Genomic DNA, 24990 nt, shown 5'->3' on the forward strand with positions numbered 1-24990 from the left:
CTCTACCGCGAGGACCCAGGCAACGGGGAATGATCTTTTTGCCCGATGGTCCCGGCAGGCCCGCCTTCATTTGAGACTGAGGCAGGCCACGCTGACGACTTTCCGAGACCTCGGAGTCACACCAGAGATCGCCGATGCCCTCGAGACCGAGGGCATCATCACGCCGTTTCCGATTCAGGAGATGGCACTCCCGCTCGCGCTGAGCGGCCAGGACCTCATCGGTCAGGCACGCACCGGCACGGGCAAGACCTACGCGTTCGGCATCGCCATGCTGCAGAGCATCGGCAAGCCGCGCAAGAACCGCAAGAAGCCTCGCGGGCTGGTCGTCGTACCGACCCGCGAGCTGGCTGTGCAGGTGAGCGAGGACCTCGTCACCGCCGCCGGCAAGCTCGGCTCCCGAGTCCTGACCGTCTACGGCGGCCGGGCCTACGAGCCGCAGATCGAGGCGCTCAAGTCCGGCGTCGACGTCATCGTCGGCACCCCCGGACGTCTGCTCGACCTGGTCAAGCAGAAGCACCTCGACCTGAGCCAGATCACCATGCTCGTGCTCGACGAAGCCGACCGCATGATGGACCTGGGCTTCCTGCCCGACATCGAGCGCATCTTCAAGCTCATCCCGGCCGAGCGGCAGACCATGCTGTTCTCCGCCACCATGCCGGGTGAGATCGTCGCGCTCTCCCGCAAGTACCTCAACCGTCCCACTCACATCCGCGCCGAGAACAGCGACGTCGACGAGGCCGAGATCACTCCTCAGGTTCGTCAGCTCGTGTGGCGCGTGCACCGGATGGACAAGATCGAGATCCTGTCCAGGCTGCTCCAGGCCGACGGCCGCGGGCTCACCATGGTCTTCTGCGAGACCAAGCGGGCCTGCGACATGGTCTCCGAGCAGCTCCAGACCCGGGGCTTCGCGGCGGCGGCCGTGCACGGAGACCTCGGTCAGGGCCAGCGCGAGCAGGCACTCCGGGCCTTCCGCAACGGCAAGGTCGACGTGCTCGTCGCCACCGACGTGGCGGCGCGCGGCATCGACATCGACGACGTCACCCACGTGGTCAACTACGACGCTCCCACCGACGACAAGACCTACGTGCACCGCATCGGCCGTACCGGCCGGGCCGGGCGTACGGGCATCGCGGTCACCTTCGTCGAATGGGAGGAGCTGACCCGCTGGAAGATGATCAACAACATGCTCGGGCTCGACTTCGCCGAGCCCGAGGAGACGTACTCCACCTCGCAGCACCTGTTCACCGAGCTCAGCATCCCCCAGGGGACCAAGGGCGTGCTCCCGCACGCCAACCGGTCCAGGGCGGGGCTGGCCGCCGAGCAGCTCGAGGATCTGGGCGAGACCGGCAGGTCGCGTTCACGCGGGGGCAGCCGCCGCCGCGAGGAGCAGCGTCCCGAGCGCACGCCGCGCCAGCGCCGCCGTACCAGAAGCGGTCGGCTCGCCGAGGAGACGACCGAGATCACGCCGCCCGCCGCCGCCGAGCAGGAGGTCGAGCCCATGGACAAGCGCCGACGTACCCGCAGGCCAGAGGAGACACCCGCCATCATCTCCACCGACGAGCTCCAGGCAGCCGCCGCGCCCACCGCCCGACGTACCCGCAGGGGTGCCGGGGCGGCGACCGAGGCGGTCGAGCGGGCTCTCATCGAGCCGCAGGCCGACTCGCAGGCTCCCGAGGCCCCCGCGGCAGCCAGCCGCAGGACCGAGCCCCAGGCCGTGCGCGAGACGGTTCGCGAGGCCGAGGTGGAGTCGCCGCTTCACGAGGTCGTCGAGACGCGGCCGCGCCACCAGGAGGCCGAGCGTGAGCTCAGCTTCCTGTCCACCCCGCCGCCGCCGGCCCGCCAGGAGCCGGAGCGGATCATCCCGGCGTCGCCGTTCATGGTGATCTTCCAGTCACCCGACCTGGCGACGGACGACGACGAGATCGCCCCGTCCGCCGCGACGGAACGCCAGCAGCAGCGCCGCCGCCCCCAGCAGCAGCGAGGCCGCACGCCCCGCCGCGCGAGCTGACACCCGCGGGTCCCCCCGCACCCACCGAGAGGCGCAGGTCTCCCAGACCTGCGCCTTTCGCATGCTGTACGGCAGCCTCCCCCGAGGCATTCGGGGCTTTCGGAATGTTATGGGCTGCGTAGATCTAGCACCGTCGTACAGCGTTCGGCGGTGTCGGTGCGCTGACCTCTGGGTATTGTTGACTTACGTGAGTACGCCGCGATTCCTGACCCTGCCACCTGGCGTTTCCCCCGTGCACCTCGAAACGGCCCAGGGCGCGTTCGCGGCTCTCGAAGCCCTTCCGGTGAGCGGTGTGGTCGAGCGGTGGCCGGCGTTGATGGTGCCGGGGCTCACCGGAAGCAAGGAAGACTTCATCGCGGTGCTGCAGACCCTGGCCCACTCGGGCCGCCGGGTCATCGCCATCGACCTGCGTGGCCAGTACGAGACGCCGGGCCCCGAGGACCCCGCCGCCTACACCTGCGCCGCGCTCGGCAACGACGTGGACGCGCTGGCCCAGGTGGTCGGCGGGGGCGAGCCGGTCCACCTGGTGGGGCACTCCTTCGGCGGGCTGGTCACCCGGGAGGCGGTGATCGACGGGCGCACCAAGTTCGCCTCGTACACGCTGATGAGTTCGGGCCCGTCCGGCATCGTCGGCCCACGGGCGGTGAACGGCCGGGAGATCATGCGTGACCTGCCCGTACACGGCCTCGAATACGTCTGGAGCACCAGGTACGAGCCGGAGTTGCTGGCGAGCAGGGTCCCTGACGAGATCGTCGCGTTCGTGCGCAAGCGGCTGTTCGCCAACTCGCCGACCGCGCTGGCCACGATGGCGGCCCAGACCCTGGACCAGCCGGACCGTACCGACGAGCTGACCCAGGTCGAGGTACCGACGCTGGTGTTGTTCGGCGAGCACGACGACGGCTGGCCGCCGCTCGTCCAGGTGGAGACGGCCAGGCGGCTCGGCGCGGACTGCGTGGTGGTGCCCGGCGCGGTGCACTCTCCGGCCGTGGAGGCGCCCGAGACGACCGCGTCGGCGCTGGTCCGCTTCTGGAACGCGGCCGAGGCCAGGAGCCTGGCGTCCTGAACGCCCTAGAATGACAGGCATCGACGTCGTTCAACCGCCGCAGACCGTGACCTGGCTGGTGCATCTCGACCGCACCATGTGGGTGGGCGGGGTCCGGGGTCTCATGCTGCAGGCGCTGCATCCGCTGGCGATGCGCGGGGTCTGGCAGAACTCCTCCTTCCAGGACGATCCGTTCGGGCGGCTGCGCCGTACCGCGGACTTCGTGGGGAGGGTGACGTTCGGCAGTGCCGCCGAGGCGGACGAGGTGGGCAGGCGGGTGCGGGGGATCCACAAGGGGCTGCGCATCAGGGACGCGGGGCGGACCCATCGGGTGGACGACCCGGAGTTGCTGCTCTGGGTGCACTGCGCGGAGGTCTCGTCCTACCTGGAGACGGCCAGGCGCGGCGGGCTCCGGCTGGGCGACCGGCAGGCGGACCGCTACCTGGCCGAGCAGCGGAAGAGCGCGACCTACGTGGGCCTGCACGCCGAGGACGTACCCGGCTCACGGGCGGAGATGGACGCCTACTTCCGGCACATGCTGCCCACGCTCAGGCCGACCCCGGAGTCGCTGGCGACCGTACGCTTCCTGCTGTGGCCCCGGCTGCCGAAGGAGCTACGGAAGCTCACCCCGGGCAAACCGGCCTACTTCCCCTTCGGCGCCCTCTGCTACTACACCCTTCCAACCTGGGCCAGACGCATGTACGGCACGCTGCCCGAGATCCCCCAGACCACGGTCACCGCCGCGCTCAGAGCCTTCAGGTACGCCATGAACACGCTGCCCGAGCCCGTCCACGACCGCGCGTTCATGCCCGCCACCAGGGACATGCTGACCGCCTCCCGCCGACGCCTGGACGCGGCGGGCTACGACGTGAGCAAGGGCCTCAGGGGGCTCATCGACCCCCGCCGCTGGCCCGCCTAGTCAGTCGGCGAGGGCGTCCCACGGGAGCCGTTCGGGGGCCACCGCGCGCCCCTCGGGGCAGTGGCGGCGGAAGTCGCACCACGAGCACACGGGCCCGGGGCTCGGCGCGAAGTGGGCGTCGACCTCCGGCGGCACCTGGGCGGGCACCGCGGGCGGCTCCGAGGCGCCCGGCTTGGCCCGCTTGCGCGGGGCGATCACGGCCTTGTAGCGCTCGTCGGCCTCGGCGGCCTCCATGGCCACCTCCTCGGCCCTGCGCAGGTGCCGTCCGAGGGACTCGTCGGTGTGCTCCCACTCGACGATCTCCCCGGTCGGCAGGTGGTGCAGCTCGACCGTGTGGCAGGGCGTGCGCATCATCCGCGAGGCGGCGATCGCGTAGATGGCCAGGGCCAGCGACGAGCGGGCGTCGTCGGTGGTGAGCGGGCGCCGGCCGGTCTTGTAGTCGACCACCACCAGCTCGTCGCCCCGCCGGTCGAGACGGTCGATCCGGCCCGACACGGCGATCAGCGAGGTCCGCGTGGCGACCGTGCGCTCCACGCCGACAGGATCATCAGACGGATCCAGTGTCCCGACATATCCGGACACCATGTCGCGGGCGCGGTCGAGCTGCCGCGCCGACTGCTCCCCGTCCTTGAACCCCTCGCCGATCCACCCCCGGCCGAGCAGCAGGCTCGCGGTCGCCGGCGTCCGCCGGTCGTACGGCTCCCGCCACCACCCGGCCAGCGCGTTGTGCACGCTCGCGCCCACGCTGTTGTGCGCCCAGGCCGGCCCCTTGGCGGGCTGCGGCCGGTCGAGATAGGTGAAGCGATACCGCCTGCGGCAGTCCAGCCAGGTGTTCAGCCGCGACGGAGTGCACGAGTAGAGCCGCCGCGGCATCCCTTCGAGCGGGAGCTGCTCCACCTAGTCGTCGCCCAGGTTGAGCCTGATCCCCGCGGCCCGCGTGCCGTCGGCCAGCGGCCCCTCCTCCTCGGCGGCGGCGCCACCGCCGGGCCGGGTCAGCGAGCCGGAGATCCAGTCGTCGAAGTGCGGCTCCAGGTCGCCGATCGTCACCTCGTCGCCGTGGGCGGCCAGCACGCGGGTCCGGTGCGGCAGCGTGAACAGCCGCCCGCCGATCGCGGTGAGCTGGTCGGCCAGCGCCGGGTACTCCCCGCCGAGCTTGCCGGGCCCGTCGGCCAGCAGCGACTTGCCGGTGAAGACCGCGTTCAGGCCCTCGACGTAGAGGGAGACGCCGCCCATGGTGATGCCGGGGGTCTCCATGACCTCCAGGGTCACATCGGCCACGCCGAAGGCGCCGTCGTCCTCCATGTCGATGTCGGGCCAGGTCTCCGACCAGGTCTCCCGCCAGATCGGCTTGTCCTTCGGGTGCAGGGCGATCACCGCCTCGTCCCTGCTGGCCACCTCGATGGCCGCGCCGACGTGGTCGGGCAGGCCGTGAGTGCAGATCACCGCGAGCACCTCGCGCTCGCCGACCTGCTCCAGGATCGCCTCGGCGTCACGCGCCGGGTCGATGACGATGACCTCGTCGTCGTCACCGATGATCCAGGTGTTGTTCTCGACCTTGTGTTCGGTGCCGTCGATGTCGACGACGCCCTCGGTCACCACTCGCTCGATACGCGCTGTCACGCGTGCACTCTACTGCTAGTAGTCGATGCGTTCACGTGTACGGCTTTGCGCCTTCTAACCGCTCGCGGTCAGTGCCCGGATCGCGTTGATGATCAACTGCACGGCCAGCGCGGAGAGCAGCAGACCGGCGATCCTGGTGACCAGTTCGACGCCGTTCTCCTTGATGACCCGGATGATGCTCACCGAGAAGCGCATGAACAGCCACAACACCAGGTGCACGGCCGCGATGGCCAGGCCGAGCGCCAGGATGCCGCCGTGCTTGTTCCCGGCCTGCTGGGCGAACACGATGGTGGCCACGATCGCGCCCGGCCCGGCCAGCAGGGGCGTGCCGAGCGGCACCAGCGCCACATTCACGTTGGAGCGCACGGTGCCCGACTGGGGTTCGGCGGTGGTCCCGCGCAGCAGTTCCAGCGCGACCAGGAGCAGCAGCAGCCCACCGGCGATCTGCATGGCCGCCACCTCGACGTGCAGGTAGCTCAGGATCACCTGGCCGAAGACGGCGAAGACGACGATGAGGCAGCAGGCGGTGACCGCGGCCTGCCAGGCGATGCGCCGGCGCTCCGCGGGAGTGCGCCCGCTGGTGTAGGCGAGGAAGAGCGGGATGACGCCGGGCGGATCCATGATCACGAACATGGTGACGAACGCCTCGACGAAGAACCTGAGGTCGAACACCGCTCCCCCATACGACCATGGGGGAGATGTGCCGATCCTAGTCGTTGAGCCGTGGCGAGAACGCGCCGTAGGGCAGGTCGAAGTCCTGGATCTGCTCCCGCAGGTCGCGCAGGCTGAGCGAGCCCAGCGCGATCACGCATCCGGCGTCAGCGGGCCAGCCGATCGCCCACAGCCAGCTGCCGAGCGCCTCCCCGGCGTAGACCGCGCGGTCGTCTGGCCCGTCGACGAACCACAGCGCGGTCGGGTGGCCGAGTACGTCGATCTTCGCGTTGGGCGGTCCCTCGTCGAACCCCTCGCCGGGGTCGGGCCCGTCGAGCCCCGCGAATCCGGCGCCGAGGCCGACGCCCGGCTCCTCGGCGATGATCAACAGGTCGGCCGGGCCCTGGTTCACCGAAGGGCCGGACAGCGCGACCACGGTCGCTTTGGCTCCGCCGCGTTCGTCGCCCGCCTCGCCGAAGCCCGTCACCAGCCAGCCCGGCGGCAGCGGCCAGGGCAGCCAGATGGGCACCACCGCGCTCCGCCGTACCGCGTCGAGGGCCGACGCGGACGGCTGCCACGGGGGCTGGTAGGGCACGACGTCTCCGTGCGCCGCGCAGCGCCAGGCACTGGTCCACACACTCGGCGCATGAAGTGGGCCAAAACATCGTGGACAGGTTGGTGCCGCTCTCACAGCTACCCACGGTGCTTCGTCCTGGACGCATCCGTCAAGGGTGTATTCCGTTATCCCGTCGTAATCTTGACCATGTGCGTATCAAGTGCGTCGGCGCGATCATGGTCGATGATTCCGGGCGGCTGCTGCTCGTCAGGCGGGGGCATCCGCCCGGCGAGGGGCTCTGGTCGCTGCCCGGCGGCCGGGTCGAGGCGGGCGAGACGGACGCGGCCGCGGTGCGCCGCGAGGTGCGCGAGGAGACCGGCCTGCTGGTCGAGGACGGCCCGCTGGTGGGCTCGGTCGACCGCCCGGCTCCGGGCGGCTCGGTGTACGCGATCCGCGACTACCGCGCCACCGTCGTCGGCGGCGCGCTGTCCCCCGGCGACGACGCCGCCGACGCCCGCTGGTGCACCCCCGACGACCTGGTACGGCTCCCGCTCACCGACGGCCTGCTGGCCGTACTCGTCGACTGGGGCGTCGTGCCCCGCCCCGCGTGAGTCTCAGGAGGCGGACGCCGGCAGGCCGCAGGGGCGGGCGGCGGGGAGGCGGCCGGCCGCGTACGCGCCGGGGGGCACGCCCATCACGTCGTGGAAGTCGGCCGTCATGTGCGACTGATCGTAGTAGCCCGCCGTGGCCGCCAGCGCGGCCCAGGAGCCGTCCGAGGCCAGTGACAGCACCTTACGCACCCGCTCGATGCGCGCGAACCGCTTGGGCGACACGCCGACCCCGCCGGCGAACAGGTTACGGAGCTGCCGCTCGCTGATGCTGAGCCGGCGGGCGATGGAGGGCACCGGCTCGGGCGTGTGCAGGCTCTCGGCCGCGGCCTGCAGCAGGACCGTGCGGGACAGGTCGCGCGGGACCCGCTCGGCAAGGCGCGCCAGCAGCGCCGCCTCCACCCTCGCGGCCACACTCTCGGGGTTCGCCCCCAGGTCGGCCAGCTCCCGCTCCAGGCGGTCGCCAGAGGTGCCCCAGAGGCCGCTGAGCGGCACACAGGTGTCGACCAGCTCGTTCACCGGCACGCCCAGCAGCGCGCCCGCCCGCCCCGGCCTGATCCGGAAGCGCAGGCTGAACGGCACCCGCTTGGCGGCGAAGTAGGTGGCGCGCGTGCTCGGCCCCAGCACCATCAGGTCGTCGCGCCCCGCCGGGGTGGGGCGGTAGACGAGGGCGGCGGCCGTGTCGGGCAGGTGCACGCTGACACCGTCGGCGTCCACGGCGCCCACGCCGATGTCGGTGATCCACGGCCGCAACGGCCCGGACACCGGCAGGGTGGCATCGATCCTCACACTCACCCGCTCCACGGTAGCCCGACGAGAAGGGCTGAGCGGCATGCCGCCCGGCCTCGGTGTGAAGGCTGGGCGGTAGTGCCGAAACTTCCTATAGGAGCGGGTGGGTGTGCTGGCAGCGTGGGTCGCATGATCCTCATCACGGGTGCCACGGGCACCATCGGCAGCGAGCTCGTCCGTCTACTGGCCCGGCGTGGCGCGCAGGTCAGGGCGCTGACCAGGGACCCGTCCCGGGCGCGGGTCCCAGCCGGGGTCGAGCTGGTGGCGGGCGACTTCGGCGACCCCGGCTCCCTCGCGCGGGCGGCCGGCGGCGTCAAGGCCGTCTTCCTGCTCAGCGCCCCCGGGGACACGGTCGCGGCACACGACCTCGCCATGGTCGAGGCGGCCAAGGCGGCGGGGGTGGGCAAACTGGTGAAGCTGTCGGCGATCGGCACCGGCTCCGAGCACGCCGCCACGAACTTCTCCATGCGGTGGCACGAGCCCGGTGAGGAGGCGGTCAGGGAGAGCGGCCTGGACTGGACGGTGCTGCGGCCGACGACCTTCGCCTCCAACGCGCTGCAGTGGGTTGCGGCCGTCCGCTCGGGCGCGCCGATCCCGAACATGACGGGTACGGGCACGCAGGGCGTGGTCGACCCGCGAGACGTGTCGGCGGTGGCGGCGGAGGCGCTGACCGGTTCGGCGCTCGACGGCCGGACGTACACGCTCACCGGGCCCGAGCTGCTGAGCACCCCCGACCAGGTGGCGGCGCTGGCGGCGGCGGTCGGCCGGTCCCTGGAGACAGTCGAGGTCTCCGCGGAGGTTGCCGAGGAGGGCATGCGGGCGGGCGGCATGGACCCGTCGGTCGTCGAGGTGGCGCTGAGCGGCCTGGCGTTCGTCAGGGCGGGCCGCAACGCGATCGTGACGGACGACGTGGCCGAGGTCCTCGGTCGCGCCCCCGGCACCTTCGAGGCGTGGGCCCGCGACCACGCCGCCGCCTTCTCCTGAGCGAGTCGGTCAGCGGTCGACCGCGAGGGTGGAGGTCCACAGGATGAGGTGGTCGGCCTGGTAGGTGGTGGAGCGGCCGAGGGCGAGCACCTTGGTCCCGTCCACGGCGACCGCGCCCAGCCACTGCAGGCCCTCGCCGCCGAGGCTGTCGGTGGTCAGGTCCTGGCGTGCCCAGGTCAGGCCGTCCTCGGAGGTCCAGGCCGCGCTGTCGCCGCCGCCGGGCGGGCCGTGCCAGCCGACGGCCACCAGGCCCTGTCCGGCCGCGGCCAGGTCGTGGACGGCCGCGGCCTGCTCGGCGGGGAGCCAGGAGATCTGCCAGGAGTCGCCGTCGTCGGCCGACACCGCGGCGAACACCTTCCTGCCGCCGGGCACCAGGGCCGAGCCGATGGCGACGATCCGCTCGCCGTGCACCACGACATCGCGCAGTCCGGCGGCGGTGGCGCCGGAGGGGACGAGGCGTTCGCGGGACTTCCAGTTCACGCCGTCGGGTGAGAACCAGACGACGCCGCTCTCGCGCTCGCCCGCGCCCGACCCGCCGACCGCCAGGTAGCCCTTCGCGGTGGCGGCCACGTCGTGGATGGTCACCTCGGTGCCGTTCTGGGGGAGCTTCTTGGCGCGGGTGTACTTGTCGAGGTCGGCGGTGAACCACATGACGGCGCCGGCCGTACCGGTGGAGCGGCGTTCCTGGCCGGCGATCACGTAGCCCTTCGCGCCCGCCGCCACCGCCTGGGCCGCGAGGTACGGCTGGCCGTCCGCGCGGGCCAGCGCGCCGTTCCCGCCCGCCTTCTTCCAGGTGCGGGCGTCGTTGGAGCCGGTGACCAGCAGCGGGTCGGTGGAGGACGGGTCGGGCATGGTGCTGCCGACCGCGAGCCAGCCGCGGCGGCCGTGCGCCACGTCGGTGAGCGCCTGGTGGCGGGGGGCGGCCAACGGGAAGGGCTTCCAGGACTGGCCGTTCGAGCTGGTCCAGATGGCCGCGTCGCCCGAGGCGGAGCCGACGGCGACGTAGCGCCCACCGGCGGCGGCCACCCTGGCCGTCTCGCGGGCGCTTCTGCTCAGCCCCTCGATGCCGCCGAGCGGGACCCGCGCGGCCGGCCCGCCCTGGGCGGCGGTCATCAGCACGAGCTGGTTGTCGACCTCCGCGGCGGCCTGGTCGCCGCCGAGGACGAGCGTGCCGGTGTCGGAGACGGTCAGGCCGCGCACGGTGGCCCCGGCCAGCCGGCCGAGGTCGCGTTTGGCCCAGACCCGGCCGTCGGTGCTGCTGAAGACCGCGAAGCTGTCGAGCCCCGACTGGCTGAGCGCGGCGATGCCGGAGCTGTGCGAGACCACGGTGGTGATGCCGGTGCTCTGCGCGGGGATGCCGCCGATGGAGCCGCACTGGCTCCACTCGGCGCCGACGGCCGAGCAGTAGACGCGCACGTCCCCGGTGCCGGCGCGCTGCCGGGTGGGCACCAGGACGAACGTGTCGGGCAGTACGGCGAGCGCGCCGGGCCGCGGCGTCACGTTCTGGAGCTGGGCGGCGGTGCGCACCCAGGTCTTGCCGCCGTCGGGGGAGCGCATGATGACCGACGAGTCGCCCTCGGCGGGCTGGGCGAGCACCACCACGGCGTCGCCCCTGGCCACCACGGCCCTGAACTCGCGGACCTTGTCCGGGGTGCCGATCTCGCCGCTGTCGACCCGCTGCCACGCCCTGCCGTCGGGCGAGTGCCAGGCGGCGGGCCCGGGGCTGCCGTTCTGCAGGGTCGTCTTGCCGACCGCGACGAAGCCGGAGGCGGTCCTGGCGATGTCGTGGATCAGGTCGCCCTTCCTGAACGCGGCCAGTCCGCCCGGCTCGACGGCCGCCCAGCCGAAGCCGTCGGTGCTGGTCCACAGGCCGCGCTGATCTCCGGTGGCGTCGCCGCCGATGGCCAGCCAGCGGCCGTTGCCGCCGACCACCCGCTGCACGATGGCGGTGGCCGAGTCGGTGACCTTGCCGAGCTGCCAGGTCCGGCCGCTGTCGGGGGAGAACAGGAACAGCGGGCGGGGTACGGGGCTGGTGGTGTCGCTGCCGACGGCGACCACCGTGCGGCCCACCGAGGTCATGTCGAGCAGCATCTGGTTGGAGCCGTCGCCCGCCGAGGGCACGATGAACTGCTCGTCTCCGGAGCGTCCGGCTCCGGCGACCAGGCGCAGGCCGGTCTCGGTGGCGGAGTCCCACCACTGGTAGAGGAAGAAGCCCGCCACGATGGCCAGGGCCAGGGCGACCGCCAGCGGCGCGGCCAGCCGTCGGGGGCCCCTGATGGGGCTGGACCTGCGGGTGGCCGATGGGGCCGGTCCCCTGTGGTGCCTGCCGCCCGTTCCGGAGCGCGGCGGGCTTTCGGCCACGAGCCGGTCGGGCCTGGTCGGCCGCCCGCCCGGCGGCCTGCCCACCCGGCGCACCTCGCCGTCGCCGTCGTCCTGCCCGGCGGCCTCGCCGGTCTCCGGCTCGGGAGGGGGCGCGTCTCCCCAGCGAAGCGCGGGCTGCTCCTCCGCCTCCTCGCGGGGCTCGGGGGGCCTGCGGTACGGGTGGCTCGCGCGGGGGACCCGTACCGGTTGGGTGTCCTGTAAGTGTTCGGGTTCGGCGGGGATCTCCGGCTGGACCGGGATGGGTTCCGGGTCGGGGCGCGGCGGGCCGGTGGCGACCAGCTTGTCCGGGCGGTCGACGATCCGGCGCGGCGGACGCTGCGGCTCGGCTTCGGAAGGGGCCGTCGGCGAGCTGTACGGCCTGCGCCCCTTGGGCGGTTCGGGCATGTCGTCGTCGGGCGTGGGCGAGGCGAAGGGCGGCATGCCCCAGGGGGAGGCGACCGGCAGCCCGCGGGCCCGGTCGTCGCCAGGCCCCGGCGGCGTGTGCCGGATCCGGGGCTCCTCGCCCGTTTCCGGGTCCTGACGCGGGGCGCGCGGATCGTCGTCGTCCGGCGGGCGCCGTGGTGAGCGCGGTTCGCTGGGGCCGGAGGCCACGCGCGCACCTCCTCTTTCAGGCTCGAGGGTCCGGACCGTTCCACCTATGAGCGCACTTACCGCAGATTTCGGCATTATTGCGCACGGGACTACTTCTACCCCGTCCAACCGAATTGATCACCTATGGAAAATCCCCGCGCGCTCACACCATCCACAGCAGCATGCCGAGGCGAGGATGGCGAGACCTCTCTAGCGAGATTCACCACACCGACGCCTGACTTATCCCGAAAAAGCGCGAACTGACCGCTTTTTGGCGAGGTACAGCACTCCCAGCGCGAACACCGAGAGCTGCACCAGCGTGCCCACCAGGGACTGCCACGGCACCGCCCCCTGCTTCAGCGCGTTCTCGACCTGCCCGGCCGCCGCCGCCGCGGTGAACGCGACCGTGTTGTTCACCACGTGCATCGCGATCGCCGCCTCCAGCCCGCCCGAGCGAATCGTCAGCCACCCCATCAGCACGCCGAAGCCGAAGACGTCCACGATCCCCCAGTCCGTGTACGCGTGCAGCGCGGCGAACCCGGCCGACCCGAGCAGGATGCCCGGCCACGGACTGTTCAGGTAGGCGCCGAAAGCCTGCAGCACCCACCCCCGGAAGACGTACTCCTCGGCCGCCGCCTGGAACGGCACCAGCAGCGCGATCACCACCAGTCCGGGCACGAACTGCGACCACCCCTTCCAGCCGAACAGCGTGGAGGTGTCCACCCCCGTGACCACATAGGTGACGACCAGCGCGGTCTGGCCGAGCAGCATCGCCACCACGGCCACCCCGACGCACTGCCACAGCCACGACCAGCGCAGCCTGCCCGCCACCGAGGACAGCGTGCCGGGCCGCCTGCGCTGCACCAGCGCGGCGACGCCGTACACCAGGGGCAGCACCGCGGCGATCGACAGCAGCAGCACCGCCAGCGAGAACACCGGATCACCGAAGAGCCGGTCGGGCCGCAGCGTGGCGGGGATGCCCACGATCGCGGCCACGAACGCGCCGACCAGGATGACGAACAGGCCGATGACGAAGAAGCCCATGCCGACGATGACCGAGCCGACCACGGGCCGCCACCAGTTGTTGGCGGCGTTCCTGGCCAGGTGGTCGTACCTCGCTCCCGGGGGCGTGGGCGCGAACCAGGGCCGCGGCGCGCCGTACCGGACCGGGGGGTAGAGCGGCGGCTGTTCTGGGTCGTGGGGCTGGTTCTCGTGCATTCCCTCATTCTGTCCGCTGGGTGAGCATTAGTTCACAGACGGCGAGGCCGATCCGGCGGATTCTCGGGGGCAGGTATTCCGATTCCCTGGGAGCAGTCATGTCAAGGCTGGGACCGATCATCACCCTGTCGGCGGGCGCCGTGCTCGTCGCCGGGCTCGGTGTGGCCAGCGTCGCCGCGGCACCGGCGGGCGACGTCACGGGGGCCGACGTCGCCGTACAGGCCGAGGCCACCTCCACCTCCACACCCACCCCGATCAAGTCCGCGCGTCCGGAGCGGCCGACGCCGGTGAAGGCCGACTACGGCGGCTACGTCAAGGGCAACGGCGGGCTCATCGCGATCTCCGTCCGCGACGGCAAGGTCGTCGGCTACTTCTGCGACGGCAAGACCGAAGCCTGGTTCAAGGGCAGGGCGGCCGACGGGAAGGCCGGCCTGAAGGGGTTCGGCGGCGCCTCCGTGACCGCCTCACTCGGCGGCGGCAAGGCCACCGGGACGCTCGCCGTCGGCGGCAGGAAGTGGACCTTCAGCGCGCCGGTCGTCAAGAAGCCCTCGGGACTGTACCGCGCCACCGCGCAGGTCAGGGGCGCGCGGATCAGGGCGGGCTGGATCGTGCTGCCGCGCCCCGACGGCGACGGCTTCGTTCAGGTGGGCGTCGCGGCACAGGACGACCGGCCGATCCCCACCCCCACCCTCACCCCCGGGCAACCGGTCGTCGTCGACGGCGCCCAGGTCCAGCCCCAGGACGTCGACGGCTTCATCGAGGAGATGTCATGACGCTCGCCACCACCCCCGCGCGCGGCTCGCTGCTGGTCGTCCCGCTGCTGGCCGGCGGCCTCGTCATGATCGCGCTCGGTGTGTACGGCCGCGCGCACACCCCGACCGGGTTCGCGATCGGGATCGCCGGGTTCTCCGGCGCGCTGGCCATGAAGGCGTGGCTCACCACGGGCGCGGCGGTCCTGGCGATCGTCCAGGTGCTCTCGGCGCTGTCGATGTGGGGCAGGCTCGGGGTCACTATCCCGCCCGCCGTACACCGCTGGTCGGGGCGGCTCGCCTTCCTGCTCACCATCCCGGTCGCCTTCCACTGCCTGTACGCCCTCGGGCTGCAGTACGACGTGCTCCGGGTGATGATCCACTCGTTGCTGGGCTGCTTCTTCTACGGCGTGTTCACCGCGAAGATGCTGGCGCTGCCCAGGAAGGGCCTGCCGGGCTGGACGTTCCCACTGCTCGGCGGCGCGGTCTTCGTCGCGCTCGTCGGCCTGTGGCTGACCTCGTCGCTGTGGTTCTTCACCACCTTCGGCGTCAAGGTGTGAACGTGCTGGTCCTCTCGAGTCCCGCGGCGCGGCCCTTGGCCGCCGCCGCCAGGGCCATCTTGCGCGAGGCCTCGTCGATCATCTCGTCGCCGAGCATGACCGCGCCGCGCCTCTCGACCGTCGTGTAGTACTCGTACGCCTCCAGGATCAGCTCCGCCCGGTCGTAGTCCTCCTGCGCCGGGGAGAACACCTCGTTGGCCGCCTCGACCTGCAGCGGATGCAGCACCCACTTGCCGTCGAAGCCCAGCGCGGCCGCCCGCCGGGCCACCCTCCGATACCCCTCCACATCCTTGATCTGCAGGTACGGCCCGTCGATAACCTGCAGATCGTGCATCCTGGCGGCCATCAGCATGCGCATCAGGATGTAGTGGTAGGCGTCGCCCTCGGTGTAGCCGGGCGGCTGCTCCCCCACGACCAGCGTGCGCATGTTGATCGAGGCCATGAAGTCGGCGGGGCCGAAGACCAGCGCCTCCAGCCGCCTGGACGACCCGGCGATCGCGTCCACGTTGACCAGGCCCCTGGCGGTCTCGATCTGCGCCTCGATGCCGATCCGGCCCACCTCGAAGCCCATCGTCCGCTCGATCTGGGTGAGCAGGGTGTCCAGCCAGATCACCTCGGTGGGGTCCTGGACCTTCGGCAGGATCAGGCAGTCGAGGAACTCCCCCGCCCCCTCCACGACCTCGATCACATCGCGGTAGGTCCACTGCGTCGACAGGTCGTTGACCCGCACCACGCGGGTCTTGCCCGTCCAGTCACCCTCGCGCAGGGCGGTCACGATGTTCTTCCGCGCCTCGGGTTTGGCCAGCGGCGCGACCGCGTCCTCCAGGTCGAGGAAGACCTCGTCGGCGGGCAGGGTCTGGGCCTTCTCCAGGAAGCGGGGGTTGCTGCCCGGCACCGCCAGGACCGATCGACGAGAGCGCATGACCGACACGCTAGCGCCGCCCCCTTCCCGTACGGCAGGCCGGACCCTTCTATAGCGCCCATACAAACCCGGCGCCCGCTTCTTGGTGTACCCGACGTAGGGCGCGCATCAGGCGAACGTCAACAATGGGGTCAAGCGCATGTAAAGGGAGTGAAGCACCGATGGCATCCGTTTCCGCGACGACCCGCCCCGCCGTACTGTCCGACCTGCTGCCCGGAGCCTGGGCGCGCGACGCCGCGCTGGTGATCGGCGCCGCCGGTCTCACCGGAGCCGCCGCGCAGGTCAGCTTCGTGCTGCCGAACACGCCCGTCCCGATGACCCTGCAGACGTTCGCCGTCCTGCTCGCCGGTGCCACCCTGGGTCTGCACCGGGCCTTCCTCGGCATGGCCCTGTACCTCGCCCTCGGCCAGCTCGGCCTGCCGTGGTTCGCGCCCGACGGCGGCAACCCCACGGTCGGGTACATCGTCGGCTTCGTCGTCGCCGCCACCGTGATCGGCCACCTGGCCGGCAAGGGCGCCGACCGTACCCCGCTGCGCACGGCGGGCACGATGCTGCTCGGCACCGCCCTCATCTACGCCTTCGGGGTGCCGTGGCTGATGGTCGCCACCGGCATGGACCTCGGCACGGCCCTGTCCAACGGCGTCGCCCCCTTCCTCCTGGTCGACGGCCTCAAGATCCTGGCCGCGGCGGGCCTGCTCCCGCTGGCCTGGAAGCTCGCCCGCCGCTGACCCGGCATCTGGAAGGGGTACGGCACTACGCCGTACCCCTTTCAGGTTTTAGAGTCGGTATGTGAGCATGACCGTGATCGAAGAGGGCGCCAAGAAGTCCGGAGTGCTCTGGCTGGCCCTCGACCGGCCGCGGCTGGCCTGGCACGCCTGGCACGAGGGCGCGATCTACCTGGTGAGCGGTGGCGGGGAGCAGGAGCTGCCCGGCCTGGCCCAGCTCGACCGGGTGCAGGTGAGCCTGCGCAGCAAGGACAACGGCGGGCTGCTGGTCACCTTCGGCGCCGCCGTCGCGGTGGTCGACCAGGCGGCCGAGAGCGAGGTCGTCGCGGTGCTGGCCAAGGAGCGGCTGAACGCCGCCGACAGCGCGCATCTGACCGAGCGATGGGCCGCCGAGTCAGTGGTCGTCCGGCTAAGTCCCGATCAACTGTCCTGATCATGGCCTATCGTCGGATCTGTGCACAATCATCAGCCACTCTTGCCTCATGAGGCGGCGGAGGCGGGCGACTACCAGTTGCTCGGCCGGCTGGGCGAGGGCGGCCAAGGGGTCGTCTACCTCGGCCGGGCGCCGTCGGGCGAGCTGGTGGCGGTCAAGATGCTGCACGCGCGCTTCTCCGGCGACACCGCGGCCCGCGACCGCTTCCTGCGCGAGGTGGCGGCGGCCAGGTCCGTGGCCGAGTTCTCCACCGCCCGGGTGCTCGACGCCTCCACCGACGGCGACCGGCCGTTCATCGTCAGCGAGTACGTCGAGGGGGTCTCGCTCGACGAACTCGTCAAGGAGAGCGGGCCGCGCGCGCCCGGTGCGCTCGAACGGCTCGCCGTCGGCACCATGGCCGCGCTGGCGGCCATCCACCGGGCGGGCGTCGTCCACCGCGACTTCAAGCCCAGCAACGTGCTGCTCGGGCTGGACGGGCCGCGAGTCATCGACTTCGGCATCGCCAAGGCCCTCGACGCGACCACGGCCAGTGCCAGCGGCCTGATCGGCACCCCCGCCTACATGTCGCCCGAGCAGATCTCGGGGGAGAGCGTCGGGGCGGCGTCCGACCTGTTCACCTGGGCGGTGACGATGGTGTTCGCCGCGACGGGCCGACCGGCCTTCGGCGGCGACAGCGTGCCCGCGATCTTCCACCGGATCCTGACCAAGGAGCCGGAGCTGCCCGAGCTGAGCGAGCCGCTGCGCGGGCTGGTGGCCTCATGCCTGGCCAAGGACCCGGCCGCCAGGCCGACCGCGTCCGAGGCCCTCCTGATCCTCATCAGCCACCACTCCACCCCCGCGCCCCCAGCCCCAGCCCCTCTGCCTCCCGGGGATACCTCCCCGCCCAGCACCTCATCGCCCGAGAACACCTCTCCGCCCGGCGTCCCTTCACCCAGCGCCCCTTCACCGGGCGTTCCTTCGACTGGCGACCTTTTCCCTGGTGTCGACTCGCCCAGGAACGAGTCGTCGCCCGAGAGCGCTCCGGCTGAGGACGTCGCTTCGGTTCGGGCGCGGGAGAGTGTCGCTTCGCGGGAGGGAGCCGAAACCGCCGCCTCAGCTCGGGCGAACGTGGCGGTAGCCGTACCCTCGCAGGTCTCTTCGCCCCCGGGGTCAGGAGCGCGGACGCAGGCGACCGGCACCTGGCGTGGGAGTCATGCCGACACCCACCCCGGGGCTCGGGTCGAGACGCGGCTCGCGCCTGCCGTTCCCGAGGAGACGCCCGGTGTCCCCCGGGTGCGCCGCAAGCGGCTCAGGCCGCTGGTAATGATCATTGTCGCGTCGGCCGCGCTGGTCCTGTCGGCCGCCGTGGCCTCCGTGGCGCCCTCGCTGCTGTCCGCCTTCAGCAGTACGTCCGGTGGCGGATCGCCGCCCATGGGTGCTGCCGAGGTCCCGGCCAACGACCCGGCGCCCGTCCGGACCAGCCGCAAGCCGCCGGCGAAGGTGACGCTGCGGGACCTCACCGGGCTCGGCGAAAACAAGGCCCTGGCCGTGCTCAAGAAGCTCGGTCTGAAGCCGCGCGTCAGGCGCGGCCCGGACGAGGACGTGCCGAAGGGCGTGGTGATCTCGATGGTGCCCGGCCCCGGCCGGGTGGCCAAGTCCGACCTCGTCACGCTCCTGATCTCGACGGGCCCCAACGAGCGCGAGCCCACCCAGGAGCCCTCGCCGACCACGATGCCCGAGCCCGACGAGTTCCCCGTGGACCCCGAGCCCACGGAGGAGCCGACCGCCTTTCCCACCGAAACGCCCACCGACGGGGAGAGCACGCCCGAGGAGGAGGTCCAGGTGACTCCGACGCTGGTGCCCATGCCGGAGGAGTGACGGACTCTACACGGGGGCGGCGACGCTCTCCCGTTGCTCCTTCGGCGCCTTGGTGCCCGTCGAGGTTGCCGTCTGGGCGACCAGCGCGCCGGCCAGCACGATGAGCCCGCCGATGATCTGGAACACGCCGAGCGTCTCCCCCAGCAGCGCCCAGGCGACGATCGCGCCGCCGATCACCTCCAGGGAGGCGACGGTGGCGCCGACGGCCGCCGAGAGCCTGCGCACGGCGTTCACGCCGAGGATGTAGGCGACGACCGTGGCCACCACGACCATCCACAGGTACGCGCCGAACACCGGCAGGGTGTGCCCGCCGATCGTCGCGGTCGTGGTGAACGCCTCCCACGGCAGGTTCCACGGCTGGGCGAGCGGCGCCAGGACGACGGCCACGCCCGCCATGCCCCAGGCGATCAGCCCCAGCGGGTCCAGGTCGTCGCCGAAGCTGTCGCTCATCAGGAAGTAGCCCGCGCAGCAGGCCCCGGCGACGAGGCCGAGCAGCAGGCCGATCGCGTCGATCCGCATGCCCTGCCAGACCTCGACCACGATGCCCAGCCCCACGACGGCGACCACGGCGCCGGCGAAGGCCGCGAGCGGGAGCCGTACCCGGCGCACGAAACGGACCCAGAGCACCACCATCACCGGCGCCATGAACTCCAGCAGCAGCGCGACCCCGACCGGCAGCCGGGTGATGGCCACGAAGAAGAGCGCCTGGACCCCGGCCACGGCCATGATCGCGTACGCGCCGACGAACGGCAGCCGGCCGCGCGGGATGCGCAACGCGCGGGGCTTCGCCACGGCCAGAACCACGATCAGCAGCAGTCCCGCGCCCGCCATGCGGGTCCACACCGCCTCCAGCGGCGCCAGTCCGGCCGCCTGCAGGTACTTGGCCATCGGCCCCGAGAACGCGAAACACCACGCGGACACGAAGGCGATCGCCAACCCCGCAGCTCTCATATCCCACCATCCCGGTAACTACCGTCCTAAAGGTTTGATCCTGACATGCCTGCCCTTGGGGACGCAATCCCAGGTCGCGCGCCCGCCCCCGGTTAACCTGCTGTTGTGAGGATCTTCGTCGCCAGGCTGGCGGGCACACCGGTCTTCGACCCCGCGGGCGACATGATCGGCCGCATCAGGGACGTCGTGGCCGGGCTGCGTCCCGGGCAGCCGCCGCGCGTGCACGGCATGGTCGTGGAGGTCCAGCCGCGCCGCCGCGTCTTCCTGCCCATCACCCGGGTCCGCGGCATCGAGGCGGGCGCGGTCGTCTTCACCGGCCGCCTCAACGTCCGGCGGTTCGAGCAGCGCGCCACGGAGGTGCTGGTCATCGGCCAACTGCTCGACCTGACCGTACGGGTCGAGGAGCAGCCCATGATCGTCTATGACCTGGCGATGGAGGAGGCCAGGCCCCAGGAGTGGGCGATCACCAAGGTCGCCGTGGTCAAGCGCAGGCGGCGGGACCCCAGGATCGTCGACTGGAGCGAGGTGTCCGGCTTCGACACCCTGCAGGCCGACCAGGGCGCCGCCGGAGTGATCGCGGCCTTCGAGTCCATGCGCGCCGCCGACCTGGCCGGCGCGCTGCGCGACCTGCCCGACAAGCGGCGGGTCGAGGTGGCCGCCGCCCTGGACGACAACCGGCTGGCCGACGTCCTGGAGGAGCTGGACCCACGCGAGCAGATGGACATCCTCGGCGCGCTGCCCCCCGAACGGGCCGCCGACGTCCTGGAGGAGATGGGCCCCGACGACGCCGCCGACTTCCTGCAGGACCTGCCCGAACAGCAGGCGGCCCGGCTGCTCGCGCTGATGGAGCCGCGCGAGGCAGAGCCCGTACGGCGGCTGCTCACCTACGACGAGGACACCGCGGGCGGCATCATGACCAGCGAACCCGTGATCCTGCCGCCCACCGCCACCGTCGCCGAGGCGCTCGCGCACATCCGGCACCGGGACCTGACCCCCGCCGTGGCCGCCCAGGTGTACGTCACCCGCCCGCCCAACGAGACGCCCACCGGCACCTACCTCGGCATGACGCACTTCCAGCGGCTGCTGCGCGAACCGCCGTCCACCTTGCTGGGCGCCTCCGTGGACGGTTCGGTCGACCCGATCAGGCCGAGCCTCACGCTCGCCGAGACCACCGCCTACCTGGCGTACTACAACCTGGTGGCGGTCCCCGTCGTCGACGAGCTCGGCCACCTGGTCGGCGCGGTGACCGTGGACGACGTGCTCGACCACCTGCTGCCCGCCGGCTGGCGGGAGAGCACCGAGGTGGACAGTGGCGCTTGACCGCCTGGACCAACCGCGGGACCTGCGCCGCACCTTCCGCCCGCACTACGACCCCGAGGTGTTCGGCCGCCTGTCCGAACGCATAGCCCGCTTCCTCGGCACGGCCCGCTTCCTGGTCTACATGACCGGCTTCGTCGCCGTCTGGATCCTGTGGAACGTCCTGGCCCCCGAGTCCGTGCGCTTCGACCCCTACCCGTTCATCTTCCTCACCCTGATGCTCTCGCTCCAGGCCTCCTACGCCGCCCCGCTGATCCTGCTCGCCCAGAACCGCCAGGACGACCGTGACCGCGTGCAGTACGAACAGGACCGGATGGCGAGCGAGCGCAACCAGGCCGAGCTCGAATACCTGACCAGGGAGATCGCCGGGCTGCGCATCGCGCTCGGCGAGGTCGTCACCCGAGACTTCCTCCGCTCCGAGCTGCAGCGCCTGCCCGAGGAGCGCTGACTACTCCAGCTTGGCCAGCATCGCCGCGCAGCGGCGCAGGTCCTCCTCGTCGAGGGCGTCCAGGATCCGCGAGCGGATGCCGGCCAGGTAGGTGGGCGTTGCCTCGGCCAGCCGGTCCGCGCCCTCGTCGGTGAGCACCGCGAACAGCCCCCTGGCGTCGCTCGCGCACGCCTCACGCATGACCAGCCCCTCGCGCTGAAGCCGGTCGACGAGCCGGGTCAGGCCGCTGCGGGAGAGCAGCACCCGGTCGGCCAGGTCGTTCATCCGCAGCCGCCGCCCTGGCGCCTCGGCGAGTTGCAGCAGCACGTCGTAGGAGGCCAGCGCCAGATCGTGAGCCTCCAGCAGCTCGCTCTCCAGGTGGCGGGTGATGCGCATCTGCGCCCGCTGGAGCATCCGCCAGACGGTCAACTCCTGAAGGGAGAGGCTCTCGCTGTTCAGAAGAGTCACCGAGCACCTTCAGCGTGGATGCCCCGTTCTTCAGGTCGGGGAGGAAGCGCGGTGCTCCGGGTCACTGTGTCTCCTGGTTCTGTCGGTGACGTTCGGTAGTTTGTTCGGCGTGTCCCGTTACCGGCTTCAGCCCTCGCCTGTCCAGGAGGTGGCGTTGCTGGAGCACTGCGGGCATGCGAGGTTTGTGTGGAATCTGGCGGTCGAGCAGCACGCGCATTGGCGTCCCGGTCTGAAGTCCGGGCCGGGTTTCGCCGAGCAGTGCCGTCAGTTGACGGAGGCGCGGGCGGAGTTCGGGTGGCTGCGCGGTGGGTCGGTCATTGTGCAGCAGCAGGCGTTGAAGGATTTCGCGCAGGCGTTGGCGAACTTCTTCGCCGGAACGCATCGCAGGCCGCGGTGGCGTCGGCGCGGGCGGGGTGAGGGCTTTCGGATCGTGGCGGTCAAGGCGGGCGATGTACGCCGCCTGTCGCGCAACGTCGGCGAGGTGAGGGTCCCGAAGGTCGGCTGGGTGCGGTTTCGCTGGTCGCGCGCCGTCCCCGAAGGCGTGAAGTCGTACCGGATCACCCGCGATGCGGCGGGGCGCTGGCATGTGGCGTTCGCCGTGATCCCCGCACCAGTGCCCGCTCCTGGAACCGGTGAAGTCGTCGGCGTGGACCGTGGCGTGACAGTGTCGGCGGCGCTGTCCACCGGCGAATTGCTGAACGCTCCCACGCTGCGCGATACGGAAAAGAGGCGTCTGCTGCGACTGCTGCGCAGGCTGGCGCGGGCCAAGCGCGGCTCGAACCGGCGCGGCAGGGTCAAGAGGGCGATCGCGAAGCTGAAGGCGCGCGAGGTGGACCGGCGCAAGGACTGGATCGAGAAAACCAGCACCGGCCTGGCCCGCCGTTTCGACGTGATCACGGTCGAAGACCTCAAGATCGGCAACATGACCCGCTCGGCGAAGGGCACCGTCGAAGCACCTGGCCGAAACGTCCGGCAGAAGGCGGGCCTGAACCGGGGCATCCTCGCCGCTGGGTGGGGCGGGCTCGTGGAACGGCTGGAGCACAAAGCCCCAGGCCGCGTGCAGAAGATCAACCCGCGTTTCACGTCGCAGACCTGCAACGCCTGCAAGCACATCGCCAGGGAGAGTCGCGAGAGCCAAGCGCTCTTCCTGTGTGTGGCCTGCGGGTGGCGGGACAACGCAGACGTGAACGCGGCCAAGAACGTCCGAGACACCGCCGCAGGGCATGCGGTGGCCGCACGGGGAGGCCCGCCGCTGGGCGAGCCCGCGAACCGTGAACCTCAACACGACCTCCTCCCCGTGGGGTAGTCGCTGTCGGAATCCCCCGCCCTTCAGGCGCGTGGAGGATGTCAACGAGTAATCTTAGAACGTTGCACGGACATCTAAATGAGATTCGACACCGCCGGGATTATCCGTGCGGTGTCAACGGTTCGTACGATGGAACCGTGACTTGCCCGCTCCCGGTTCCGGGATCGGTTTCCGCATAGATGTGGGCGTCGCGACGCCTGTCACCATACAGACAAAGGAGGGACGGCATCCCCCCGTCGCCGACGGGAAACGGCGTGCCGAGACTTCGATGGCAGCACCTACACAGGACCAGGTGACGGCCGCACTGGCGACCGTGAACGACCCCGAGATCCGCAGGCCGATCACCGACCTCGACATGGTCAAGAGCATCGACATCTCGCCCGAGGGCGCGGTGCGCGTCGGCATCTACCTGACCGTCGCCGGATGCCCGATGAAGGACACGATCATCCGTGACTCCACCGCGGCCGTCTCCCGGCTCGACGGCGTGAGCGACGTGCGGATCGAGCTCGACGTCATGAGCACCGAGCAGCGCAAGACGCTGCAGACCAAGCTGCGCGGCGACCGCGGCCCCGAGAAGGAGATCCAGTTCAACCAGCCCGGCTCGCTGACCCGCGTGTTCGCGGTGGCCAGCGGCAAGGGCGGCGTCGGCAAGTCCTCCGTGACGGTCAACCTGGCCGCGGCGATGGCGGCCAACGGGCTGAAGGTCGGCATCGTCGACGCCGACATCTACGGCCACAGCGTGCCCAGGATGCTCGGCGCGGCCGAGCGCCCGGTCAAGGTCGAAGACATGATCATGCCGCCGGTGGCGCATGACATCAAGGTCATCTCGGTCGGCATGTTCAAGCCGCCGGGCAACTCCGCCGTCGTCTGGCGCGGCCCCATGCTGGACCGGGCGCTGCACCAGTTCCTCGCCGACGTCTACTGGGGCGACCTCGACATCCTCCTGCTGGACCTGCCGCCGGGCACCGGCGACATCGCCATCTCCGTCGCCCAGCGGCTGCCCTCGGCCGAGCTGCTGATCGTCACCACCCCGCAGATGGCCGCCGCCGAGGTGGCCGAGCGGGCCGGGTCCATCGCGGCCCAGACGCACCAGCAGATCGCCGGTGTCATCGAGAACATGTCCTGGCTGCCCTGCCCGCACTGCGAGGAGCGCATCCCGGTCTTCGGCGAGGGCGGCGGCCAGACGGTGGCCGACGCACTGACCCGTACCCTCGGCACCCGGGTGCCGCTGCTCGGCCAGATCCCGCTCGACACCCGCCTGCGCGAGGGCGGCGACGAGGGCAAGCCACTGGTCCTGACCGACCCCGACGCCCCGGCCGCGACGGAGCTGCGCTCGATCGCGAGCACGCTCAGCAAGCGCGGATCCAGCATCAAGGGCCTGCAACTGGGCCTGTCCCCCGCGGGGCGCTGAGACAACCAAGGAGCCCCGTCGCACCGGTGCGACGGGGCTCTCTCATGCGTTCAGGTGGCCTCGGAGTCGTAGGGCGGGATCTCGCCGTATCCGAGCTGCGGCGTCGTCGGCTCCTCCGGAGCGGTCGGCGCCATCGCCGGCTCCGAGGCGCTCTTGCGGTTCCAGTCGTCGTCGATGTCGTCGATCAGGTGCTTGCGGACGAAGTTCTTCGGGTTCAGGTCGGCCGGATCGAAGTTGGAGAACTCCGGGCCGAGCCCCGCCTGCAGGTCGTCGCGGGCGTTGTTGGCCATCCGGCGCAGGTTGCGCAGGGTCTTGCCGGCCTGCGCCGCCGCCTGCGGCAGCTTCTCCGGGCCGAAGACGAGGAGCGCGATGACCGCAAGCGCCCCGACCTCAAGCCAACCGAGTCCGAACACCCTGAGCTCCTACCGCCGTCCAACCGCGCTCGGGGACAACCCCGACAAGTTCCAGACTAAGGGTTCGTCCGGGCGGATGGTGCGCCGCACTCCCGCCCGGACGA

25 protein-coding genes are annotated in these 24990 nt (G+C 71.4%); 14 read left to right on the forward strand and 11 right to left on the reverse strand.

What is annotated here, in order from left to right:
• Positions 1–181: 181 nt before the first annotated feature.
• From ABZ911_RS13815 to ABZ911_RS13825, 3 genes are all read left to right on the forward strand, one after another.
• Positions 182–2008 (forward strand): DEAD/DEAH box helicase, encoded by a 1827-nt coding sequence (locus ABZ911_RS13815; protein WP_358054894.1) that lies wholly within the window; start codon positions 182–184, stop codon positions 2006–2008.
• Positions 2009–2195: 187 nt separating this feature from the next.
• Positions 2196–3071, forward strand: coding sequence for an alpha/beta hydrolase (locus tag ABZ911_RS13820; RefSeq protein ID WP_358054895.1), 876 nt, complete (start codon positions 2196–2198; stop codon positions 3069–3071).
• A gap of 10 nt (positions 3072–3081) precedes the next feature.
• On the forward strand, positions 3082–3969 hold the full coding sequence (locus ABZ911_RS13825) for an oxygenase MpaB family protein (protein WP_358054896.1): 888 nt from the start codon (positions 3082–3084) through the stop codon (positions 3967–3969).
• Here the strand turns inward: ABZ911_RS13825 and ABZ911_RS13830 are convergent, their stop codons facing one another.
• From ABZ911_RS13830 to ABZ911_RS13845, 4 genes are read right to left on the reverse strand one after another with little or no spacing between them, the layout of a single operon-like run.
• Positions 3970–4866 (reverse strand): PD-(D/E)XK nuclease family protein, encoded by an 897-nt coding sequence (locus tag ABZ911_RS13830; protein WP_358054897.1) that lies wholly within the window; start codon positions 4864–4866, stop codon positions 3970–3972. It lies immediately after the preceding gene.
• A complete protein-coding gene (locus ABZ911_RS13835) occupies positions 4867–5589 on the reverse strand; it encodes an MBL fold metallo-hydrolase (protein WP_358054898.1) in 723 nt (240 codons plus the stop codon). It lies immediately after the preceding gene.
• A gap of 54 nt (positions 5590–5643) precedes the next feature.
• Positions 5644–6261, reverse strand: coding sequence for a MarC family protein (locus ABZ911_RS13840; RefSeq protein WP_358054899.1), 618 nt, complete (start codon positions 6259–6261; stop codon positions 5644–5646).
• 37 nt (positions 6262–6298) lie between these two features.
• Entirely contained in the window at positions 6299–6931 is a 633-nt protein-coding gene (locus tag ABZ911_RS13845; protein WP_358054900.1) for a DUF6758 family protein, read from the reverse strand.
• Between the two features lie 74 nt (positions 6932–7005).
• On the opposite strand from ABZ911_RS13845, the gene ABZ911_RS13850 reads away from it, so the two are divergent.
• Positions 7006–7407, forward strand: coding sequence for an NUDIX domain-containing protein (locus ABZ911_RS13850; protein ID WP_358054901.1), 402 nt, complete (start codon positions 7006–7008; stop codon positions 7405–7407).
• A gap of 3 nt (positions 7408–7410) precedes the next feature.
• On the opposite strand, the gene ABZ911_RS13855 is transcribed toward ABZ911_RS13850, so the two are convergent.
• Positions 7411–8199 (reverse strand): helix-turn-helix domain-containing protein, encoded by a 789-nt coding sequence (locus ABZ911_RS13855; RefSeq protein WP_358054902.1) that lies wholly within the window; start codon positions 8197–8199, stop codon positions 7411–7413.
• A gap of 123 nt (positions 8200–8322) precedes the next feature.
• Between ABZ911_RS13855 and ABZ911_RS13860 the strand changes: the two genes are divergently transcribed.
• Positions 8323–9177: an NAD(P)H-binding protein gene (locus ABZ911_RS13860; RefSeq protein ID WP_358054903.1), complete on the forward strand. Its 855-nt coding sequence runs from the start codon at positions 8323–8325 to the stop codon at positions 9175–9177.
• 9 nt (positions 9178–9186) lie between these two features.
• On the opposite strand, the gene ABZ911_RS13865 is transcribed toward ABZ911_RS13860, so the two are convergent.
• Together ABZ911_RS13865 and ABZ911_RS13870 are read right to left on the reverse strand one after the other, a co-directional pair.
• Complete coding sequence (locus ABZ911_RS13865) at positions 9187–12150, reverse strand: hypothetical protein (protein WP_358054904.1); 2964 nt, start codon at positions 12148–12150, stop codon at positions 9187–9189.
• A 219-nt stretch (positions 12151–12369) separates the two neighbouring features.
• On the reverse strand, positions 12370–13347 hold the full coding sequence (locus tag ABZ911_RS13870) for a type II CAAX endopeptidase family protein (RefSeq protein ID WP_358054905.1): 978 nt from the start codon (positions 13345–13347) through the stop codon (positions 12370–12372).
• Between the two features lie 98 nt (positions 13348–13445).
• Between ABZ911_RS13870 and ABZ911_RS13875 the strand changes: the two genes are divergently transcribed.
• Positions 13446–14120, forward strand: coding sequence for a hypothetical protein (locus tag ABZ911_RS13875; protein WP_358054906.1), 675 nt, complete (start codon positions 13446–13448; stop codon positions 14118–14120).
• On the forward strand, positions 14117–14656 hold the full coding sequence (locus ABZ911_RS13880) for a DUF6529 family protein (RefSeq protein ID WP_358054907.1): 540 nt from the start codon (positions 14117–14119) through the stop codon (positions 14654–14656). The genes ABZ911_RS13875 and ABZ911_RS13880 overlap by 4 nt, the downstream gene beginning before the upstream one ends.
• Here the strand turns inward: ABZ911_RS13880 and ABZ911_RS13885 are convergent.
• A complete protein-coding gene (locus ABZ911_RS13885) occupies positions 14646–15578 on the reverse strand; it encodes a CoA ester lyase (protein ID WP_358054908.1) in 933 nt (310 codons plus the stop codon). The two genes, ABZ911_RS13880 and ABZ911_RS13885, sit on opposite strands and share 11 nt — an antisense overlap.
• A 161-nt stretch (positions 15579–15739) precedes the next feature.
• On the opposite strand from ABZ911_RS13885, the gene ABZ911_RS13890 reads away from it, so the two are divergent.
• From ABZ911_RS13890 to ABZ911_RS13900, 3 genes are all read left to right on the forward strand, one after another.
• Complete coding sequence (locus tag ABZ911_RS13890) at positions 15740–16306, forward strand: biotin transporter BioY (RefSeq protein ID WP_358054909.1); 567 nt, start codon at positions 15740–15742, stop codon at positions 16304–16306.
• A 67-nt stretch (positions 16307–16373) separates the two neighbouring features.
• Positions 16374–16736, forward strand: coding sequence for a hypothetical protein (locus ABZ911_RS13895; RefSeq protein WP_358055353.1), 363 nt, complete (start codon positions 16374–16376; stop codon positions 16734–16736).
• Between the two features lie 21 nt (positions 16737–16757).
• Complete coding sequence (locus ABZ911_RS13900; protein WP_358054910.1) at positions 16758–18593, forward strand: protein kinase; 1836 nt, start codon at positions 16758–16760, stop codon at positions 18591–18593.
• 6 nt (positions 18594–18599) lie between these two features.
• Here ABZ911_RS13900 and ABZ911_RS13905 read toward each other — a convergent pair whose 3' ends face one another.
• Positions 18600–19544: a DMT family transporter gene (locus ABZ911_RS13905; protein ID WP_358054911.1), complete on the reverse strand. Its 945-nt coding sequence runs from the start codon at positions 19542–19544 to the stop codon at positions 18600–18602.
• A gap of 162 nt (positions 19545–19706) precedes the next feature.
• Here ABZ911_RS13905 and ABZ911_RS13910 point away from each other — a divergent pair, with 162 nt between their 5' ends.
• Complete coding sequence (locus ABZ911_RS13910; RefSeq protein WP_358055355.1) at positions 19707–20864, forward strand: CBS domain-containing protein; 1158 nt, start codon at positions 19707–19709, stop codon at positions 20862–20864.
• Positions 20854–21309 (forward strand): DUF1003 domain-containing protein, encoded by a 456-nt coding sequence (locus ABZ911_RS13915; RefSeq protein ID WP_358054912.1) that lies wholly within the window; start codon positions 20854–20856, stop codon positions 21307–21309. Before ABZ911_RS13910 ends, ABZ911_RS13915 begins: the two co-directional genes overlap by 11 nt.
• Here ABZ911_RS13915 and ABZ911_RS13920 read toward each other — a convergent pair whose 3' ends face one another.
• A complete protein-coding gene (locus tag ABZ911_RS13920) occupies positions 21310–21756 on the reverse strand; it encodes a MarR family transcriptional regulator (protein WP_358054913.1) in 447 nt (148 codons plus the stop codon). It abuts the gene before it with no gap.
• A 109-nt stretch (positions 21757–21865) separates the two neighbouring features.
• Here ABZ911_RS13920 and ABZ911_RS13925 point away from each other — a divergent pair, with 109 nt between their 5' ends.
• Positions 21866–23062 carry a transposase gene (locus ABZ911_RS13925; protein WP_358054914.1) on the forward strand — a complete coding sequence of 399 codons (1197 nt, stop codon included), beginning with the start codon at positions 21866–21868 and terminating at the stop codon, positions 23060–23062.
• Between the two features lie 268 nt (positions 23063–23330).
• The gene (locus tag ABZ911_RS13930; protein ID WP_358054915.1) at positions 23331–24473 is read left to right on the forward strand and encodes an Mrp/NBP35 family ATP-binding protein; all 1143 of its coding nucleotides are present in this window, start codon (positions 23331–23333) and stop codon (positions 24471–24473) included.
• Between the two features lie 50 nt (positions 24474–24523).
• Here the strand turns inward: ABZ911_RS13930 and ABZ911_RS13935 are convergent, their stop codons facing one another.
• Complete coding sequence (locus tag ABZ911_RS13935; protein ID WP_358054916.1) at positions 24524–24886, reverse strand: sec-independent translocase; 363 nt, start codon at positions 24884–24886, stop codon at positions 24524–24526.
• Positions 24887–24990: the final 104 nt, after the last annotated feature.

The sequence above is a fragment of the Nonomuraea sp. NPDC046570 genome (genome assembly GCF_040645915.1).
Taxonomy (GTDB): domain Bacteria; phylum Actinomycetota; class Actinomycetes; order Streptosporangiales; family Streptosporangiaceae; genus Nonomuraea.